This window comes from Coprococcus eutactus (assembly GCF_001404675.1).
Lineage (GTDB): Bacteria > Bacillota > Clostridia > Lachnospirales > Lachnospiraceae > Coprococcus > Coprococcus aceti.
In genome coordinates this window covers 129,344-148,817 of record NZ_CYXU01000002.1, presented here as the reverse complement: position 1 = coordinate 148,817, position 19,474 = coordinate 129,344, and the positions used below count along the sequence as shown (strand labels likewise).

The window sequence follows — 19,474 nt, the reverse complement described above, 5'->3', positions numbered from 1 at the left end:
GGTTGTAGATGGCTGATATAAAGGATTTTAAGCATGCTATTGTTCGACAGAAGATTCTAGATGCAGTACGAAAAGACTTAATAGGACCAACATCAGATTGTGAACAATTGAATGAAGTACCAACGAGTAGTTATATTACGGGATTATTATACCCTGCGGATACAGATGTAACGGAAGATGAAAATTACAATGATGTAGAGTTTACAGAAAAGAATTTCGATGCTGATGGAGAAACTTTGGAGGCAGGAATTTTTGAAGAAGAGGAACCAGAGGATAGAGTAAAAGGTGGTTTTCAGAAGCCGTCTTCTATAGGCGTGTCTTTCTATGTCTCTGATGATGTTCAAAAGGTTAATGCTTATATTAATTGGGGAAAGTATTATGCAGAACAGGTGCAGGGTGAAGTAATAGATGAAAACTTGGAAGAAGATGCAGAGAATAAGAAAAAGAAGAAACATACCATATATATTCGTGAGCAGATGAATGATGTTGTGGAAATCGATTTTAATGAGATGGGGCGTTCGAAGCAGATTTCACTTGAGTCTAATGGAAACGTCTATATTTATGTTATGAAGATGCAGTTAGACAATGGATACAAGATGGTATCGGTTTATTTGCATAATAATGATATGTCAGATGGCGATGAAAAAGAATATGAAAAGGTAATGTTCCAAGTGGAGATGCTCATAGCAGATGATTTGATGAGTCCTATTTTTGTACCAGAATATCTCTGTAGAAAAGTTGAATTAGAGGATGAATATTATTATAAAGGCAGACCAGTTTATGCAAGAGGAAGAGGTTGTGCTGCTACTTGGGAAAAGAAAGCAGAAGAGATAAATGCAACTGCTATAAAATCATCATTTATTCCAGATTATGAAATTCCAAGTGTAAGTGCACAGATAGATGATATGCCGGAGCATGCCTTTTCGATGCTTCAGATGGGTTCACCAAAGAAAAAGTCAGAAGTTATTCAGAATCTTCGTACATTGACAGAAATGTATGGAAGTTGGATTACAGATGTATTGACAAACGACGAAGCTATGCATGATGATAAATTTAAGGCAACAGGTCAGACTATTATTGATAAATGCAATGATGCAAATCGTAGGATGAATGATGGAATTGATTTGATTGAAAACAATGATAAGGTATATCAAGCGTTTGTATTTATGAATCAAGCAATGTATTTACAGAGAAGTATTACAGCTTTTTCAAAAGATTATGGTAATGGTATTCCTTGCAGCTTAAGAGATTATATGACTGATATGCCAGAAAAAGGAAGAAAGAAAGATCACAGTGAGTGGAGACCATTCCAGATTGCATTTGTTCTTTTGAATTTGTATGGGATTATGGATGGTGAGTCTCCGGAACGAAATATTGTTGATTTATTATACTTCCCTACTGGTGGTGGTAAGACAGAGGCATATTTAGGGCTGATTGCTTTTACTATAGCATATAGGAGACTGACAGCTTCAGATGAAACTGATTATGAGAAAGATGGTGGAGTAACAGTATTTTTAAGGTACACGCTTCGTTTACTTACAACTCAGCAGAGAGACAGACTGATGCGTCTTATTGTTGCAATGGAACAATTGCGTGAGAAGAATGAAAAATTATATGGTAAGGAAAGAATTTCAATTGGATTCTGGGTTGGAGGTAATGTTACCCCAAATAAATTTAGCGAATACAGTGATTCTGATCAATTTAAGAAGAAAGAATTTATAAGGAAGCTTACAAAGCAGATTATTAAATGCCCTTATTGTGGTAAGAAAATCACACGGGATGAATATGACATCAATGAAAAGGGAAAGTATGTTAAAATTCATTGTGCAGATAAGAATTGTATGTTTTCGTTAAAAACAGGAAGAACCATACCGGTTTATCTTGTTGATGAGGAAATTTATGCAAAGTGTCCTACTGTGATTATTTCTACTGTAGATAAATTTGCGAGACTTCCATGGTCTGAACGAGTTGGTTTGCTATTTGGCAGAACAGATAGATATTGTAGTAGATGTGGACATATTGCTATTGGAGAAAAGCATGCAGGAAGACATAATGCAGATGTCGCAGCGGGATTGGAAAGGGCTGAAATGGTTGCATGTAAACCATTCTATCCTCCTGAGCTAATTATACAGGATGAGCTTCATTTAATTACTGGTCCTCTTGGAACGATTTATGGTGGATATGAAACTGTTGTAGAAGAGATGTGCTGTATTGAGAAGAATGGAAAGAAGATTCGACCTAAGTATATTGTTTCAACAGCAACTATTAGAAATGCTGGGGAACAGATTAAGTTTCTTTATGGGAGAAATGAATTTGCACAATTTCCGCCAAGTGGCTTTGATACAAGAGATTCATTTTTTATTAAGGAAGTACCGCTTCCAACTGAAAATTTAGTTGATGCTTCAGAAGAAAAAATCAGTAGAATGATTAGTGATGGAAAAAAGCCATTTCGTCAATATGCTGGTATATGTGCGAGCGGACAATCTGTAAAAACAACGCTTATTCGTTTGTATTCGATTATTTTGCAAACAGCACTAGATATAGCAAAGGATCCGGAATATGAGGATTATATTGATCCATATTACACATTGATTGGGTACTTTAATAGTATTCGAGAATTGGGTGGTGCAGTGCGCCTTCTTGACGACGATATAGCAAGCCGTATTCGTGTTGTAAAGAATAAATATAATAGCTCAGAACAGAGGTATCTCAGTTTTGAGGGAAAGAAGGAAATTACATCTCGCATACCTTCATGGGAGATTGCGCAGGTTCTTGAAAAGTTAGCAATTTCTTATGATAAAAACAAGGAGAAGCAAGGTTGTTATGATGTTGTTATTGCAACTAATATGATAGCGGTAGGTATGGATGTTGACCGTTTAGGACTTATGTCAGTTGTAGGTCAGCCCAAGCAGAACTCTGAATATATTCAGGCAACAAGCCGTGTGGGTCGACAGCATCCTGGAATTATTTTTACTGTTTATAATCCTTACAGACCAAGGGATTTGTCTAATTATGAGAATTTTGTTGGTTTCCACTCACAGATGTATAGATATGTAGAAGGAACTACAGCAACGCCATTTGCGGCTAGAGCTAGAGACAGAGTATTACACGCATTGGTAGTTTCTTTATTAAGATTACAGGTAGAGACGATGGCCGATAATGGTGGAGCATCAAACATTAATGATATTTCTGATGAACAAATCAAAGATATAAAAGACAAAATTCTTGAGCGAGTTAAGATAACTGCACCATCGTCTTATGTAGATACAGAGAAAGAAATGGATGAGTTTATTAATACTTGGAAGAACATTGCAAAAGACGAAAAGCTATATTATTTTGTTCCAGCAGTAGCTGATGATAAGAAGAGGCTGCTTACATACTATGGCGAATATTATGGAGACAAAGAAAAACCAACACTAAGTTCTATGCGTGATGTTGAGCAATCATCAACAGTTTTTTATTGGGAGGGTGTCTGATGAATTTTTATAAAAAATTGGGCGAGATTCGTCCGAATCAGTTAATAACTACATATGGACCAGGCTCGATAATGGATGCTGTAAATGATTCATTGACAGTTTTAGATATAGAGTACTGGGGTACTAATAATATTGGTAAAGAAATTAGAGATGCAAGATTGGCTAGTTATATGAATGTTCGACGATTCTTTATGCCAAAGACAGGTGGAAAAGAGGATATTCCAGTTGTGTCATTTCCATATTACCATGTGTGTTCAAAGGGAACATGTAAATTTTTATTTGATATGAGAGATTACTTTGATATGGACCAGTACAAAAAGAATCAAGGTGAAGTGAAATGCCCTAAGTGTGGATTTCCAGCATACCCTTCGAGATTTATAACAGTATGCGAAGATGGGCATATGGACGATTTCCCTTGGAGATGGTGGGTACATCATGGAGAAACAAGTTGTAAAGAGGATATGTACCTAAAATCAATGGGCAATACTTCATCACTTGCAGAACTCCGTGTTGAGTGTAATTGCGGTGCAAGGAGAGTTATGTCTGGAGCAATGCAGAAGGAAAAATTTGCTGGTCTATGCTGTTCAGGAAACCATCCGCATAGACCAGGAGCAAAGGCGAAAATTTGTAAGAAGAGTGTAATACCTAGCCAGCGTGGTGCATCTAATGTGTATTTTACAGTCACAAGAAATGCAATATCAATTCCACCTTGGACAAATCCTATTAATGATATCATGGGTACACAAAGAGCAACTATTGAAACATTGGTAGAGGCTATGGGAGAAGAGGCAGGTCTTTCATTTGCTTATCAGAAGTATTTTGGAGATAAATATTCTTATGAAGACTTTAAAGCTGCCTATGATAGATTAAGCCAAAATATTAAAGAGTTTACTGAACTTAAAGAAATGGAGTATGCAGCTATTACGCATCATGAGGATGTCGAGTATCAACATGATGTTAAATATTTCAAAGCAGAAGAAGTAGCCTTGAGTGAAAGCTTAAAAGAGTATATTTCTAGGATTATTAAAATACATAGATTACGTGAAGTACGAGTTTTGACAGGTTTTACAAGATTGGAAGCACCAGAACCAGAAGTGGATGAGCAGTCACATATTGTAAAATTGAAGTGCTCTTCGGGAGAAAAATGGCTTCCGGCAGTCGAAATCAATGGTGAAGGTGTATTCATTGAATTAAATAAGGAAAAAATAAACCAGTGGATGCAGATAGAGACTGTGAAATCTCGTTCTGATAAATATGAGGAATGTTATGCAGCATATTGTCAGAAAAAAGGATGGGAGAATTTTAAACCAAGAAATGCAGAGTATGTGTTGTTACATACACTTTCACATATGCTGATTAAGGAAATGTCTATGCAGTCAGGATATTCGTCATCTGCATTACATGAGCGCATTTATAGTAGTGAAAAAATGTGTGGAATTTTAATTTATACAGGTGCGGCAGATAAGGAAGGCTCACTAGGTGGACTTGTTGAACTAGGTGGAATGAATAAGTTTTTACCGCTTTTAAAAGGGGCATTAGAGAATGGTTTGACATGTACAACAGATCCAGAATGCTTTATGAAGAATCCGACAAGTGAGAGATTAAATGGGGCTGCCTGTCATTCTTGTACTATGATATCAGAAACTGCATGTGAAAATGGTAACCGCCTACTTGATAGAGCGTTAGTTGTACCAGTACCGGAGCATGAGGAAATGGGATATTTCAGAGAATTGGTGAGAGATTTATGTGGAATACAAGTGTAAAAATCGAATATATCGCAGGTCTGATTGTAGATGCACTTGAAAATTATTCTGTTAATGGAGAGAGTGCGCAGTTTTATCGTGTGATTGAAGAACTTAGAAAACATTTTACTAATTGTTCGGAAGAGGAGATAACAGATATAATCAGCCTTTGCATGAAAATGTATTCGTCAAATAGAATTGAACACGCAGAGCTTGTCCTTACTGCACCAGATTCATTCCGTGTGAAAACATTAAGAACCAAAGATATAATGCGTAATCTGATAGAGAATACAGAAAAGAGTCTTACTATAACTGGTTATTCAATCTCAGATTATTTTACCGAAATGCTTGATGTTATTATTAAAAAAAGCCAGCAAGGAGTATATGTTCGTTTATATGTAAATGATACAGAAAAGCAGAAGGAAGTGCTTGACAGACTGATGTCATATCGTTCGCGATTCTTACAGATATATGAATATCAAAAGCAAGAAGATGACAAGATGGCGGCTTTACATGCCAAACTCATTGTATCAGATGTAAAGAGGTCACTAGTGTCATCGGCGAATCTTTCATATCACGGAATGCAAGGAAATATTGAAATGGGATTCTTGATTGAATCCCATGATAAGGCAAAACAGATAGAGGAAGTTATGAAAAAAATGGTAAGGATGAAAGTATTCTCAAAATTAAGAGAGTAGGTGTTGTTTTGCGAAAATTAGAAATGAAATATTTTAACACATACTATTTTTGTTCAATAATTCAATATATTATTGAGGACTCTAGCTTGGATTATGCTAGAACATTGGCAGAATTTACAGATCCGTTAAGTGAATGTGAAAGAGAAGATTTTTCTAAAGAATCGTATCTTCATAGCTTTGTAGATTTTGCTGTGGAAAGAATTCTTTTCGAACAAAATAAGTATATGGCGTTAGATGTTGAAAGTGCTATTGATGCAGATAGATTTGAAAATGTAATTGGTAAAAAACATGAAGTATTCTATAGATATGGATACAAATACACTACATTCGAATTGGCGATTATGCATTATCAAGGATGCATTGAAAAAATGGAAGATTGGATTGCAAAAAATATAACTCCAGATGAGTTTGAAGCTTTGGATGTTGCCACACAATATACTAATTATCTTGAGGACAATTATTATGATGTGATTGATTGTATTAAGAACGAAGTAGTCTATTTGCTGTTTCAGAACAGAGAGTTTTTGATGCATTTTAATATATTTATGTCAGATGTGCTCCTAGGGAAGTCAGATAGAAAAAATGTTCCACTATGGGTAAAACGTGCAGTCAAATATAGAGACCGTTGCAAATGTGTTATGTGTCAAAAGGATCTATCCGGAATCATGGATATTGAGGAACAATATGAGAATCAATACGATCATATTGTTCCTTTAGAAGATGGTGGACTCAATGATGTATCAAATATGCAATTGATGTGTAGTAAATGTAATAAAGAAAAGGGAATAAACATTTATACAAATAATATATATCATTTTTATTATGATAATTAATGAGAAAGAAGGTGTCATAGGATGGAGCAGAAAGAATTACAGGTAACATTTGATATAAATACAATAGATCACTTGGGGGTAAAACTATATTCAACGATTCCACCAATGATTGCAGAGTTGGTATCAAATGCTTGGGATGCTGATGCAAATAATGTTTATATAAACTTTAAAAATGAAGGTGAGAAGACTATTACTGTTTCTGATGACGGCATTGGAATGACATTTTCTGAATTAAATGATTATTTTTTGAAAATTGGAAGAAATCGTAGAGTTGAAATGCATAAAGATGAAACTGATGGTGGAAGAAAAGTGTTAGGTAAAAAGGGGCTTGGAAAGCTGTCAATGTTTGGAATAGGTAAAAAAATTACGATTTCAACTGTTAAGTCTGGCATCAAGAATACTTTTGTAATGGACTATGAGCAGTTAAAAGATTGTGAGGGAAATGTATATAAGCCTACAGTTATTGATTATTGTATTAAAACTGACGAAAAAAATGGAACCTCTTTTTTTATTGAGCATTTATCAAGAAAGTCGGATTTTGATATTGAAAGACTACATAGAAATTTGCAAACTAGATTCCATATTTATTCAGATAAATTTGTTGTACATATAAATGATGATGAAAAATATGAAATTAATTCAAATGATATCCCGGAGGATAAATGTCAGTTTATATGGAAATTTCCAGAAGATTTTGAAAAAGATTTTGATACGGAAACTTATAAATTCAAAGATTTATTCGAATTTGGCAAAGTTAAAGGAGTACAAGGAAAGATATATACATCACAAACACCATTGAATAAGGATGTTCAAGGAATAGTATTATTTTCAAGAGGAAAACTTGTTCAGGAACATAGTTCATTTGATGATAGAGCAAACGATAATTTTTTTCAATATATGTCAGGAAGTTTTGATGTGGATTTTATAGACAATAGTTTTGACGTTGATAATTGTTCTACAGATAGAAAATCTCTTGCGTGGGATATAGATGAGAATGAGGAGTTATTTAAATTACAAGAACTTATAAAGAAACTTGTGTCTATAGCTCAAAAGAAGTGGAGGGAGCAAAGAAAAGCGGAAAAGAAAAGGAAAGTATCTTCTCATGGTTATGATGTAGACGAATGGATAAAAGCTCTCAATCCAGCAGAAAGACCTTTAGCACAGAAGTTAACAAATGCAATTATTGAAAATGATGATATTGCTGAGGATATAGCAGCAGATTATATTGGATGTATTAAAGATATGTATAGCTTTGAGGGATTTAAACAATTTACTGCAGAGTTAGATGAATTACAAGAATTAGATAATGAGCATGCTATAAAATTACTTACAGACTGGAACACTATTGAAGCGAAAGAATATGCCAAGATTGCTATAGGTAGAGTAAAGACTATTGAACAATTTGAAAAATTTATACAGACTAATGCATCTGAGAGAGATGTTATCCAAAAATTTCTAGAAGAATTTCCATGGCTGTTAGATGCAAAGATGTCAAAGTTTGAAAGAGAAATTACCTATACAAAGTTATTGAAACAAAAATTTAATGATGAATCTATATTACCAGAAAGTAATAGAAGATTGGATTTTTTGTGTACAAATAGTGCAGGTGTTATTCATGTTATAGAATTAAAAAGACCAAGGATAAAATTGACAATGAAAGAGATACAGCAAATTTGCGAGTATGTAGAGTTTATAGAAACACAGTCTCCGCAAACACAGGGAAATGTGAAGGGATTTTTGATATCTGATAATATGACATATGAACCAGGAGCAAATAAGTATAGAAAAGGATTAGAAAAAGAGGGTATTTTTATTAAATCATATTCGGATTTGCTTGCAGAAGCAAGAAGATATAATGATGATTTATATAAAATGTATGAAGACATAAGCATGAAAAAGAATAATAAATCTGATAAATAAGGATATATAATGTAGTTAAAGAATAAGTTTATCACTTTGAATGAGCTTGTGAATTTAATTGATAGTAAACATAAAACAATAAATGATAGAATCTGTTTTTGAATACGAAAAAGCTTAATTATATATTGAGATAGTTTTATCAATCATAAAATAAAGAAGGAGTGAATTCATGGACATAAAGCTGCTAATTGGTGAAACCACAGATTATGACAAAAAGCTTGCTCTTGAAGAGAAGAAACCTAAAAGTTGGTGCAAGAGCATCAGTGCGTTTGCTAATTGTTTTGGTGGCAAGTTGATATTTGGTGTATCTAACAATAGTGAATTAGTGGGACTTGCTGATGCAGAAAGTGATGCGGAGAAAATTAGTGAAGCAATAAAAATACATTTGAATCCAATACCAGAGTTTAAGCTTTCGTTTGAAAAAGATGGGGACAAGACTTTTGTTATTGTAGAAGTTATGAAAGGGCAGCAGACACCATACTATTATGAGGGAGACGGGCAACTTGTCGCATTTATGCGTATAGGAAATGAAAGTGTTCCAGCGACTCCTTCACAACTAAGAGAACTGGTTCTTCGTGGTAGCGGTGAAAGCTATGATAGCCTGAAATCAAGCTATGATTTTGACAATATGTCATTTACAAAATTGAAATCAGTATATAAGCAGAGAACAGGAAATACATTTGAAGATACAGATTATGAATCATTTGGATTGATTGATGAAAAAGGGAATCTGACGAATGCTGGAGCACTTCTGGCAGATGAATCACCTGTGCGTCATTCCAGATTGTTTTGCACTAGATGGAATGGACTTACTAAGGCATCTGGAATTGTAGATGCACTTGATGATAAGGAATATACTGGCAGTCTTGTCACATTGTTGCAGGCGGGAACTGATTTTGTGAGAAATAACTCTAAGAAGGCATGGCGTAAGGTTGGGGACGGCAGAATTGAAATGCCGGATTATCCGGATCGGGCAGTGCTTGAAGGTGTAGTAAATGCATTAATTCATAGAAACTATATGGAGATAGGCAGTGAAGTCCATATAGATATGTTCGATGATAGAATTGAAATATATTCGCCTGGTGGAATGGTAAGTGGGATTTCTCTAGAAGGAAAAGATCTATTGAAAATTCCATCAAAGCGAAGAAATCCGATATTAGCTGATATATTCAGCCGCTTGAAATACATGGAGCGTAGAGGTAGTGGTTTCAAGAAAATATTGGCAGATTATGAGGGACAAGTCGAATTTGATGAGTCTAGGATGCCAGTCTTTGATGCGGATAATGATGATTTTACATTGACTTTGTATAATCTGAATTATGGACATGATTATGTGATGAATGTTAATGATACTCAGGGAGGCATTCAAGATGGCATTCAAGATGGCACTCAAGATGGCACTCAAGGTGGCACTCAAGGTGGCACTCAAGACAAATTGCAGAAACAAATCTTTGACATGATAGAAGAAAATCCTCAAATTTCCACATCAGAAATTGCAACAAGGTTAGGTGTTGGTGTAAGGACTGTGAAGAGAAGAATAAAACAAATGACGAATATTGTATATGTCGGAAGTGGATATAGCGGTCACTGGGAGATTAAAGGGGAGTAAGTAGGCATATTTTATGGACAGGAATCCAATGTGATAATAGTTCAGAGAAGTTATAGCAAAATTAAAAAGGAGAATGAAAAATGAAGAGACAATTGTCACAATTGCAGAGACTACTTGTGGCGGGAATATATATTTTTATAATTGTTATGATATATGGATTGCTAAATGGGGGAATAGCGGATATATTGAATCAGTCGGAGGCTGCATCAGTTTGGTTTTTCTCTGGGATCTTATTGATTATAATGGGAATGTACGTAACTGAACCATATTTTTCATCGCCAACAGACACTTTGTCTAATAGTATTTCGTTGATATTGGTTTTACTAGCTATTACAAATCGGCAGGAATTGAATGGTTACATTGAATTACTTGTTTATGCAGTTTGTATGTTTATATTAAGTATTTTTCATATGGTTGTAAAAAATTATAATGAAAAGGCAAAACGGATTAGTTTTTGGTGTTTAAAGCATTTAGGAAGTTCTAAAACTATGTTTTCTGTGGTGTATCTTGTCTCGGCATTTTCGTTTTTTAGAGATAATACACCTATGTTATTCGCAGCGATTGCTTTATGGATATGTATGGTACCAATTGGACTTGTAGAAAGCATTATTGCCAAATTTAGTCAGTTGATGGGGATAATAAAAGAAAAAGATATTGATTCGTGTATTGGAGTAGCTATAAAAAATTCAGAGTCAAACTTATATACAATTTCAGTTCCTAAAACAGACGAAAAAGAAAAACTTGTATCTTCAAGTAGAAACTCTGTGTATGCGGTAAAGGTAGACTCTGATTCTTATTGTTTGGGAATAGAAATACAAAGAAAGAACCTTATTGATTCAACTTGGATAAGCATAATGTTATTGGATAATGCAGAACTGGAAATTACACTAAATGATTTGGAAGATATAGGAATTAACATTAATTATACGGAAAATTTAGGAACTGCACATGTTTTGAATAATGGAAAAATAAAACAATCAATTCTTGAACAGTTGAAATTATCAACTATTTTTATGGAACGTGATGATTTTATTGGATTTGTTCTTCCTGAATCGAATGTTAGTACTATCAGGTTTAATACATGCAAAATAGATGAAACGCGATTAACAGAAGGAACAATAGTTAAAACACATATTGCAGGAAGTGAAGTTCTTTACCAAGTAATTAATGGCATTACAAAGATAGCTAGTAACAGTGCGGATAGCGAGTATGGATATATATGTGCAGTAGCAAGAAAATTAGGGCATTATGATGCCGGACATCATGAGATAAAACATGTTAATTGGACACCGAAAGTTTATGAGCCTGTATACCTGTGCAAAGTAAATCGAGATATTGATTTGCAAGAAATAGCAATAACTTCTATTGGTCGGTTACCGGGATCTGATATGAGTATACCTATAAAGAATATTAATGCTCTTGTAACTCATAATACGGCAGTATTAGGAATATTAGGAGTTGGAAAATCATGTTTAACGTTCGAGTTGATTAAAAAAATTGTTGCCGCTGGAATAAAAGTTATATGTTTAGATATTACAAATCAATATGCAAGTGATAATGGTTTGTACAAATATATTCCTGAAGCACAAATAGTAAGTGATTTGCTGCAGGAGAAAATAGATGAACTTGAGTCACAATCAATGCGTACAGGTACAAGTGATTCAAAATCTTCGTGGGGAAATGTTGAGAATTTTAAAAAGCTGATGGAATCGGCAGTGTCTGGATTTATGGATGCTAATAACAAATCTGTGATGGTACTTAATCCTGAAAAATATATTGTTAGACAAGCTGCAACTGATTTTAGAATTACAGAGCTGAAGGATGTCTCTTTGGTTGAAAAGGTTCAAATTATTTCTGAAATAGTTCTTAAAAAGTGTATGGATTTAGGGCAAATAGATAAGGCGAGATGTTGTGTTGTTTATGAAGAAGCGCATTCATTGACTCCGGAGTTTAATTCAGTTGTAGTAAAAGATGATAATTCTCATGCGAATGGCACTGCAAAAGTTATTTTACAAGGTAGAAAGTACGGACTTGGTTGCATTATAGTTACGCAGCGTACGGCAAATGTAACAAAGAGTATATTGAACCAATGCAATACAATTTTTGCATTAAGAGTATTTGATGATACAGGAAAATCTTTCTTGGAAAATTATATTGGTAAGGATTATTCGGATACCTTGCCGACATTGGAAGAAAGACACGCAATTGCTATTGGAAAAGGTATCGGGCTAAAACAACCAGTGATTTTACAGCTTAATGATATGAAGTATTTACAAACGAATGACGGAGAGAAAATAGTTGAGAAAAACGAATGTGTGGATGTAGAAACAGAAGAAATTACCCCCAATCTATAGGATTTTTAATATTACAAAAAATTAAAGCCTCGTTAAAAGAGTGATATTGCTTTCAATGAGATTTAAGATTTGGAGAGAATACATAATATGGCAAAAATGCGATAAAATCGGAATTTATGGCTGATTCGTATGAGTACAATTTCAAATCGGTCTTATTTTTGACACTGTTTGTTGAGGCTAACATGAGACTGAGGAGGTTCAAAATCATGGACATAAGCAGAAAGGATTGGAAATTATTTTGAGAAAGATTATCAGGCTGGCAGGAAAATTATATGGAAGGTCTTGTTAAAGAGTATGCAAATTTTCTGAATGATGATAAAAAGCCTGCATCAGAGAAATTCTGGGAACTTGAAAAACGGATAAAAGAAGATAAGCGTCATCCGGGTGTTATCATGGAGATGAGTAAATCAGAGGCAATATGGGATATTGTTCGTTTCATTAGACTGAATGTAATTACATATGATGATTTATCAGACTTTAGTGATGAAATACAGCTGGAAGTGAAAAGAATACTATACGTGAGATGAGCAGGTGATGGATCGGTTAGGATTATTCCTAAGAAAAAGCCTGTAAAGGTAATTGATTTTGCTCAGTACATAGAAAACAATCGTGGTACTAACGATTAGTACCACAAAACTTTTTCTTGCAGAAATATTGCTTGGAGATTATTATTTCCATAGGTGGACAAGCAAACCGACAGAAATATATGAAACGAAAAATAACGTGTGGAAAAGATGCAAAATATCAATACAAAACAGTATAGATAACCGTATTGAAATAACCAAAATCAAACTAGATTCTGCGAGTTTGAATAACGGACAGAAATGCCGAAAGCCTGTATTTATGCGGACTTCCGGCATTTGTTTTATCAAATGGCTCTGGTTTGGCTCTATTTGCGGGCGGGACAAGGGGCGCGAAAGCACTGATGGAGAAATAAAGGCATAATGGTAAGGAAAAAGTGATATATGCATCTTGGAAGCACAGCAATACTGAAAATTATAAGTTCAGTTGGAACAAAAAGTATGTTATGTACTGGAGAATTCTGGGGATCTGTGGGGAGTAATTGCGGGAAAAAAGGGAAAAGCGTATAATGCAAGAAAATAATGTTTTCACAGTGTAAAATAGAGGAGAGAACTATCATGCAGAAAATACTGATTGTAGAAGATGATACAAATATCAATAATCTGCTTCAGGAAGCATTATCCAAAGCAGGCTATTCCTGTGAGCAGGCGTTTTCCGGAACTGAGGCAAAGCTGCTTTTGAATATGCAGGAGCATAGCTATGCACTGGTGTTGCTGGATTTGATGTTGCCGGGAATTACAGGAGAAGCAGTTCTGGAGGAAATACGGAAAAAGGGAAATCTTCCGGTTATTGTTTTGACTGCGAAAGATAGCTTGGATGAAAAGGTAAAGGTTTTAACTAGTGGGGCTGATGATTATATAACGAAACCTTTTGAAATCAGAGAGGTACTGGCAAGAATTCAGGTACAGCTTCGTCATACAGAAGAAAAGGAAATAAAAGAATCTAACCTTTCGTTCAGAGAGATGGTATTGAACAAAGCTACTTTTCAGGTCAGCATTGGTGGAAAAATACTTCCTAAGATAACAAGACAGGAGTTTGCGATTTTAGAATTACTGCTCAGAAATCCGAAGCAGGTTTTCAGTAAAGAGGACATTTTTGAATATGCGTGGGACGAACCATATATGGGTGAAACAAAAACTCTGGATGTACATATAAGCAATATTCGTAAAAAGATAAAAACAGTTACATCTGAGGAATATATTGAAACAGTCTGGGGAATCGGTTATCGTCTTCATCTATAATCTTTACTCTTTTTTTACTATTTATTTGCGTTTGATTAGGATTATTCCTTTATGATAAATGCAGATAAGAAAAAGGAGATGAAAAACTTGAGCGAAATGTTATTGGAAACAAGAAATTTGACTAAGCAATATGGACACCATAAAGCTGTGGACAGTGTCAATATGCATATTAAAAAAGGTGCTATTTATGGTTTTATCGGTCGGAATGGAGCTGGGAAGACAACTTGTCTGAAGATGATCAGTGGACTTTCCAAGCCAACTTGTGGAGAAATCGAGATGTTCGGATACAAGGGAAAAGATTTGCAAAAAGTTCGATCACGGATAGGATGTCTGATTGAGGCACCGGGACTTTATGGAAATATGACTGCATATGAAAATCTGAATATCAAATGCAAGCTGTTTGGAATAAAGAAAAAAAGTTATATTGAAGAAATATTGAGAATTATCGGTCTGGAGAATGTGGGAAAGAAAAAAACAAAACATTTTTCACTTGGAATGAAACAGCGTTTGGGAATTGGTCTTGCTTTGGTTGGAGAACCAGATTTATTAGTTCTTGATGTAAAATGAGGTATAGATGGTAGGCGTGTATAGAGTGTATCCAGTTTACTCTTAGAGGAAAATAGGTACATGATACACAGATAATGGAAAAGAATGTGTATCTAGTTGAATATAGAAGCAGGTAGTAGGTATGAAAGAATAGGATTCTTCCATGCCGTTTTTTATTATAGAGAAAGAACAGATTGCACAGTATTGACCAGGTCATTTCAGTAGATCTGCTGAATAGCTTTCTTCCAGAAGTGTGGTATAGTCTTGTGCTTGGAACAGGGAAACGATACAGAAAGGAGAAAACGATATGTCAGTACAGCCAGATATCATCTGGAACGAGCAATGTCTGGGGATACGGATAGGAGAACAGGTATGTATCTATCTGAAAAAGCATAATGCGGAATACCAGAGACTGCAAAAGAAAATACTGGAATTTACAGAAAAGTATCCAGTGATAGAAACATTTATGGAGACGAATCAGTCAATCAGCCTAACGGAAGAAGAGCATAAGGCAGTACATCGATATTTCCAACTGGAGAGCGAAAAGGAAATGATAGAAGAAGAGTACCATTTTTATATGGGACAGGCTCAAATGATTTCTTATGGAGCTATGCTGGGGAAAATAAAAAAAGCAATACTGGGAAAGGATGACGGTGACACACAGAAACTGCTGGAATTGCTGCTGGATACCTGGATTGATGAGATCGAAGAACAGCTGAAAGAAAATATAGCGTACCAGGGAATGCTGGAAAAAATATCAAAATATGAAGAACAGGTTCAGACAATGGGATTAGCAAAAGAAAAGCGAAAAACGATAGACGCATATGTTACTGAAGTCAGTGAAAGATGGATATTATATGCGGAATCTTTATATCAGGCCGGTATGCAGAAAATCTTAGAACTACTGAATCTGTAATAAGGACGGATAAAATGGGGAAGCACGATTGAACTTCCCCATTTGTCACTTCTATTCGTCTTTGCCATCAATGAGAAATATGTATGAAACCTGAAAGATTTCAGCAATGGCTTTTAATTCAAGATCAGTGACATAACGCTTGTTTGTTTCGATTCTGGTGATTACATTTTTATCCATATCGTAACCAGCTAACTGGAGTTTATAGGCAAGATCACGCTGAGACATATTGTGAGTCCTGCGAAGCTCAATCAACCGTTGGCTGATCAGATTCTTCTCACCAGACTGTGTCCTTGGCTTTGGCATTTTAAATCTCTTCCTCTCTGGTAAAAGGATGGCTTGTCTCACTTTTTGCACCATCTGTATTGATTTTAACGATTGGACAAGGTAGAATCGGTTGTAAAAGTGAGACAAAGTAGAAGAGAAGGGAGAAATATATGGAGCAGGCAAAGATAGAACAGCTTGCATTTTTATATCTATGCAGCGAGCATGATAAAAGGTTATTGCTGAAAAAAGAAAAAATGCCGTTAGCTGATTTTGACAGGTTGACCTACTTGATTTACCATTTTGGTTTTAAGGAATACCATATAAAAGTGTGGATGGAATTTGCAGGAGAGTTCAAAAAGGAATGGGATTGTCTGGAAGCACTTCAGGAAATGGGGGGCTGTGTTGGAAACATAGGAAATACAGAATCAGAAATTAGCTTGCATAAAATGTGGATGCAGAATTTTTGTAAAAATGCACCCAAAGAAAGCAGAGAGTGGATTCAAAAATTGAATTAAAATATGCAGTAGAACATTTTTGTGATATCATTATCAATAGAGCAGATTTGTATTTTATGAATTTGTAAAAGAATAATGAAGCGAAAAGGTGTGAAGCTAATTATGAGTGAATATGCAGATATAGTAATTGGAAATTTATCATTACATTGGTTTAGAAACTATTTGGATAGCAAAATCGTTAGTCTGTTTTTTTCAAAAAATGACCTTATTGTAGTAAATAATTGTAATATAGACGATGATGATAAAGATGCCGGAACATACACTAAATATATGTATAGGACGACTGTTCGGCGTGCAAAAGAACGCTTAGATGCACAGGGATTTGGACTTAATAATTTTGAAAAAATATTTAATGATGAAATGGTTCAAGCAGTAGACTACTCATCTTTTTTGTATCATTTACAGGGAGATTATGATGAAGAGGACAAGAATAATGAAATTCGGATTAAGAAAAATGTTTCATTAAAAAAATGGAAAAATGCAATGAAAAAAATTGTTTCTTATGAACTTGCAAATGGAAACATACAATTTGGAGGAACACTTTCAGAGGTTAATATTACAACAGAGTGTGACAAAGTTATATTTTATTCTTTGAAAGATGAGGATAGCGAATCATTTTATGCTTTAAATCCTGAAATAATCAATTATAAATATGTATACAGACTTATACTAGAATATTGTGCAAATGATATGGAGATAATATTGGATTTCTCAAATTTGGATAATTGGGCAGATGATTGTATTCCCAAAGCACTAGCAGCGACAGAGAACGTTTCAAAAACAATTGTTCTTGTTGAAGGGTCAAGCGATAAAGATATTTTAGAATTTGCGATGTCACAGTTATATCCTCATCTTTCAGATTTATTTTATTTTATGGATTTCAGTGATGAATCTGGTGGAAAAAGAGATGGAGGAACATCATATGTAATAAAAAATCTTAAAACTTTTTATTTTTCAAAAATTAGAGCAAATTTTATTGCAATTTTTGATAATGATGCAGAGGGATATTCTAGTAAATGCTCATTATTAAATGAAATAAAAAACTGGCCGGCAAATTTTAGAATATTATTATATCCAGAAATTACAATGTTTCATAAATACCCAACTATTGCACCTAATGGGAAAATTGTGCCTGATGACATTAACAAGAAAGCTGCTTCTATTGAATTGTATTTGCCAGATTCCATTATAAAAACTGGTGGGAACTATTATCCAATTGAATGGGAATCGAGAAAACGAATACGAAATAAAAATAATGTTGAAGAAGCATTATATCAAGGAGTGATTTCTTATAAAGATGATATAAAGCATAAGTTTCATGAAATGCGTAATAAAATTGAGAGAGGTGATGAAGTTTTTAAAACAGAAGAATGGAAAAATATGAAAAAATTACTAGAAACAATAGTATTCGCTTTTAATAACGAACAATAAATAGCAACGTAAACTAATGCAAATATCATGGGCAGGGCTCTTCGGGGTTCTGCCCTTTTTCTTTTTCCAGACCAAAAGACCACCTGCTGGAAAAGAACAAGAAAAACCTGAAAGGATGTGGTGACTTATCATTATAGGAATCGATCATGGATATTATGCCATCAAAACTCCCCATGTGTGTTTCCCGACTGGACTGACCGGGTACGATTATGAGCCGTATACCATGCAGAATGTCCTGCAGTACAATGGGAAATTTTATGTGTGTGGAACTGGGCGGCAGACGCTGGTGAGAAGCAAGACTTCCAATGACAATTATTATCTTTTGACAATGGCAGCCATTGCACAGGAGATCCGCTACCGCCGGGGAGAGAGGAAAACAGATGTGGTTCTGGCAGCCGGCCTCCCACTGGCAAGTTTTGGCAGGGAGAAAAAAGGGTTCCGGGAATATCTGTTTCGGAAAGAGCAGCCTCTGCGTTTCCGGTACGAGGATGAGAGCTATGAGATCCGGATTCAGGATGTAAAACTGTTCCCACAGGGATACTCTGCCCTGGCTCTTCACCCGGAATGTGTTCGGGACGAGCCTTCTGTTCTTCTCGCAGATATCGGTGGCTGGACCGTAGACCTGATGCGGCTGGACAACAGTGTTCCAAATGCCGCTACCTGCCGCAGCCTGGAACTTGGTGTGATCCGGTGTGTGGATGAGATCACCGAGCAGGTACGCAGAAATACCGGACTGTCTGTAACGGATATTCAGATCGAACGTGTTCTGAACGGCCAGAGCTGCAGCATGGACCCGGCCGCAAAAGAAATCATTGTCCGGCAGGGAAGGCTCTACACGGAGAAAATACTGTCTGCAATTATGGAAGCCGGGTTCGATCTGAAGGCAATTCCGTCCGTGATCATGGGCGGCGGAGCCAGCATTCTGAAACGGCACGTGACACCGCAGGACAGGCTGTGTCGGCAGATTTACCTGACAGACATACACGCCAATGCTTCCGGCTATGAGCGGATTGTGGGGCAGATGTGCGCGAAGTAAAGAGACCCGTTTTCTCGTTCCGCCTGAACCTTGATAACCCAGATCACAAAAAGGCATGGGAGATCCTGCAAAGTGTTCCAGATGGACAGAAGAGCAGCTATCTTGTTCAGGTGATTTTAAAAGATCAGGAAAACAACCAGCTGGAGAAAAGCATCCGGCAGGCAATCCGGGAAGAACTGGCAGGTGTTTCCATTTCTGGCTCCGGGGAGAGGGTTTCAAAAAAGGAAGAAATCCCGTCCCAGATGCTGGATTTTCTCTCCGGGCTTGAGGATGCATTCTGAAAAAGTCAAGTCTTTCCTGGTGATAAAATA

The 19,474-nt window shown here is 35.5% G+C and carries 16 protein-coding genes and 2 pseudogenes; 16 read left to right on the top strand and 2 right to left on the bottom strand.

Annotated features, from left to right (window positions below):
* Window positions 1-8 precede the first annotated feature (8 nt).
* The 12 genes and pseudogenes from drmA to ARA78_RS05010 all read left to right on the top strand — a co-directional run bounded on the left by drmA (window position 9) and on the right by ARA78_RS05010 (window position 15,917).
* Window positions 9-3,476, top strand: a complete 3,468-nt coding sequence (drmA, locus tag ARA78_RS05060; protein WP_055147219.1) for a DISARM system helicase DrmA — start codon at window positions 9-11, stop codon at window positions 3,474-3,476.
* Window positions 3,476-5,239 carry a DUF1998 domain-containing protein gene (drmB, locus tag ARA78_RS05055; RefSeq protein WP_055147222.1) on the top strand — a complete coding sequence of 588 codons (1,764 nt, stop codon included), beginning with the start codon at window positions 3,476-3,478 and terminating at the stop codon, window positions 5,237-5,239. Before drmA ends, drmB begins: the two co-directional genes overlap by 1 nt.
* Complete coding sequence (locus ARA78_RS05050) at window positions 5,221-5,916, top strand: phospholipase D-like domain-containing protein (protein ID WP_055147224.1); 696 nt, start codon at window positions 5,221-5,223, stop codon at window positions 5,914-5,916. The genes drmB and ARA78_RS05050 overlap by 19 nt, the downstream gene beginning before the upstream one ends.
* 86 nt (window positions 5,917-6,002) lie before the next feature.
* The gene (locus ARA78_RS05045; protein ID WP_172674891.1) at window positions 6,003-6,749 is read left to right on the top strand and encodes an HNH endonuclease; all 747 of its coding nucleotides are present in this window, start codon (window positions 6,003-6,005) and stop codon (window positions 6,747-6,749) included.
* Window positions 6,750-6,770: 21 nt separating this feature from the next.
* Window positions 6,771-8,669, top strand: a complete 1,899-nt coding sequence (locus tag ARA78_RS05040) for an ATP-binding protein (RefSeq protein WP_055280103.1) — start codon at window positions 6,771-6,773, stop codon at window positions 8,667-8,669.
* Between the two features lie 169 nt (window positions 8,670-8,838).
* On the top strand, window positions 8,839-10,278 hold the full coding sequence (locus ARA78_RS05035; protein WP_055147233.1) for an ATP-binding protein: 1,440 nt from the start codon (window positions 8,839-8,841) through the stop codon (window positions 10,276-10,278).
* Between the two features lie 80 nt (window positions 10,279-10,358).
* Window positions 10,359-12,632, top strand: a complete 2,274-nt coding sequence (locus tag ARA78_RS05030) for an ATP-binding protein (protein ID WP_055147236.1) — start codon at window positions 10,359-10,361, stop codon at window positions 12,630-12,632.
* Window positions 12,633-12,838: 206 nt separating this feature from the next.
* Window positions 12,839-13,159: pseudogene (locus ARA78_RS05025) on the top strand (hypothetical protein).
* A gap of 612 nt (window positions 13,160-13,771) precedes the next feature.
* Complete coding sequence (locus ARA78_RS05020) at window positions 13,772-14,455, top strand: response regulator transcription factor (protein ID WP_172674890.1); 684 nt, start codon at window positions 13,772-13,774, stop codon at window positions 14,453-14,455.
* Window positions 14,456-14,506: 51 nt separating this feature from the next.
* A pseudogene (locus tag ARA78_RS05015) lies at window positions 14,507-15,013 on the top strand (ATP-binding cassette domain-containing protein); the annotation flags it as partial.
* A gap of 182 nt (window positions 15,014-15,195) precedes the next feature.
* The gene (locus ARA78_RS14015; RefSeq protein WP_172674887.1) at window positions 15,196-15,363 is read left to right on the top strand and encodes a hypothetical protein; all 168 of its coding nucleotides are present in this window, start codon (window positions 15,196-15,198) and stop codon (window positions 15,361-15,363) included.
* Window positions 15,309-15,917, top strand: coding sequence for a DUF6664 family protein (locus tag ARA78_RS05010; protein WP_055056932.1), 609 nt, complete (start codon window positions 15,309-15,311; stop codon window positions 15,915-15,917). The genes ARA78_RS14015 and ARA78_RS05010 overlap by 55 nt, the downstream gene beginning before the upstream one ends.
* 51 nt (window positions 15,918-15,968) lie before the next feature.
* Here ARA78_RS05010 and ARA78_RS05005 read toward each other — a convergent pair whose 3' ends face one another.
* Entirely contained in the window at window positions 15,969-16,220 is a 252-nt protein-coding gene (locus ARA78_RS05005; RefSeq protein WP_019162211.1) for a helix-turn-helix domain-containing protein, read from the bottom strand.
* 131 nt (window positions 16,221-16,351) lie between these two features.
* On the opposite strand from ARA78_RS05005, the gene ARA78_RS05000 reads away from it, so the two are divergent.
* Window positions 16,352-16,696 carry a hypothetical protein gene (locus tag ARA78_RS05000; protein ID WP_025577053.1) on the top strand — a complete coding sequence of 115 codons (345 nt, stop codon included), beginning with the start codon at window positions 16,352-16,354 and terminating at the stop codon, window positions 16,694-16,696.
* A 102-nt stretch (window positions 16,697-16,798) separates the two neighbouring features.
* The gene (locus ARA78_RS04995) at window positions 16,799-18,127 is read left to right on the top strand and encodes a HEPN/Toprim-associated domain-containing protein (protein ID WP_055182926.1); all 1,329 of its coding nucleotides are present in this window, start codon (window positions 16,799-16,801) and stop codon (window positions 18,125-18,127) included.
* 25 nt (window positions 18,128-18,152) lie between these two features.
* Here ARA78_RS04995 and ARA78_RS13835 read toward each other — a convergent pair whose 3' ends face one another.
* A complete protein-coding gene (locus ARA78_RS13835; protein ID WP_008400065.1) occupies window positions 18,153-18,302 on the bottom strand; it encodes a hypothetical protein in 150 nt (49 codons plus the stop codon).
* On the opposite strand from ARA78_RS13835, the gene ARA78_RS04990 reads away from it, so the two are divergent.
* Together ARA78_RS04990 and ARA78_RS04985 are read left to right on the top strand one after the other, a co-directional pair.
* Window positions 18,255-19,163: a ParM/StbA family protein gene (locus tag ARA78_RS04990; protein WP_158293346.1), complete on the top strand. Its 909-nt coding sequence runs from the start codon at window positions 18,255-18,257 to the stop codon at window positions 19,161-19,163. The two genes, ARA78_RS13835 and ARA78_RS04990, sit on opposite strands and share 48 nt — an antisense overlap.
* Window positions 19,151-19,444: a hypothetical protein gene (locus tag ARA78_RS04985; RefSeq protein ID WP_055155764.1), complete on the top strand. Its 294-nt coding sequence runs from the start codon at window positions 19,151-19,153 to the stop codon at window positions 19,442-19,444. Before ARA78_RS04990 ends, ARA78_RS04985 begins: the two co-directional genes overlap by 13 nt.
* Window positions 19,445-19,474 lie beyond the last annotated feature (30 nt).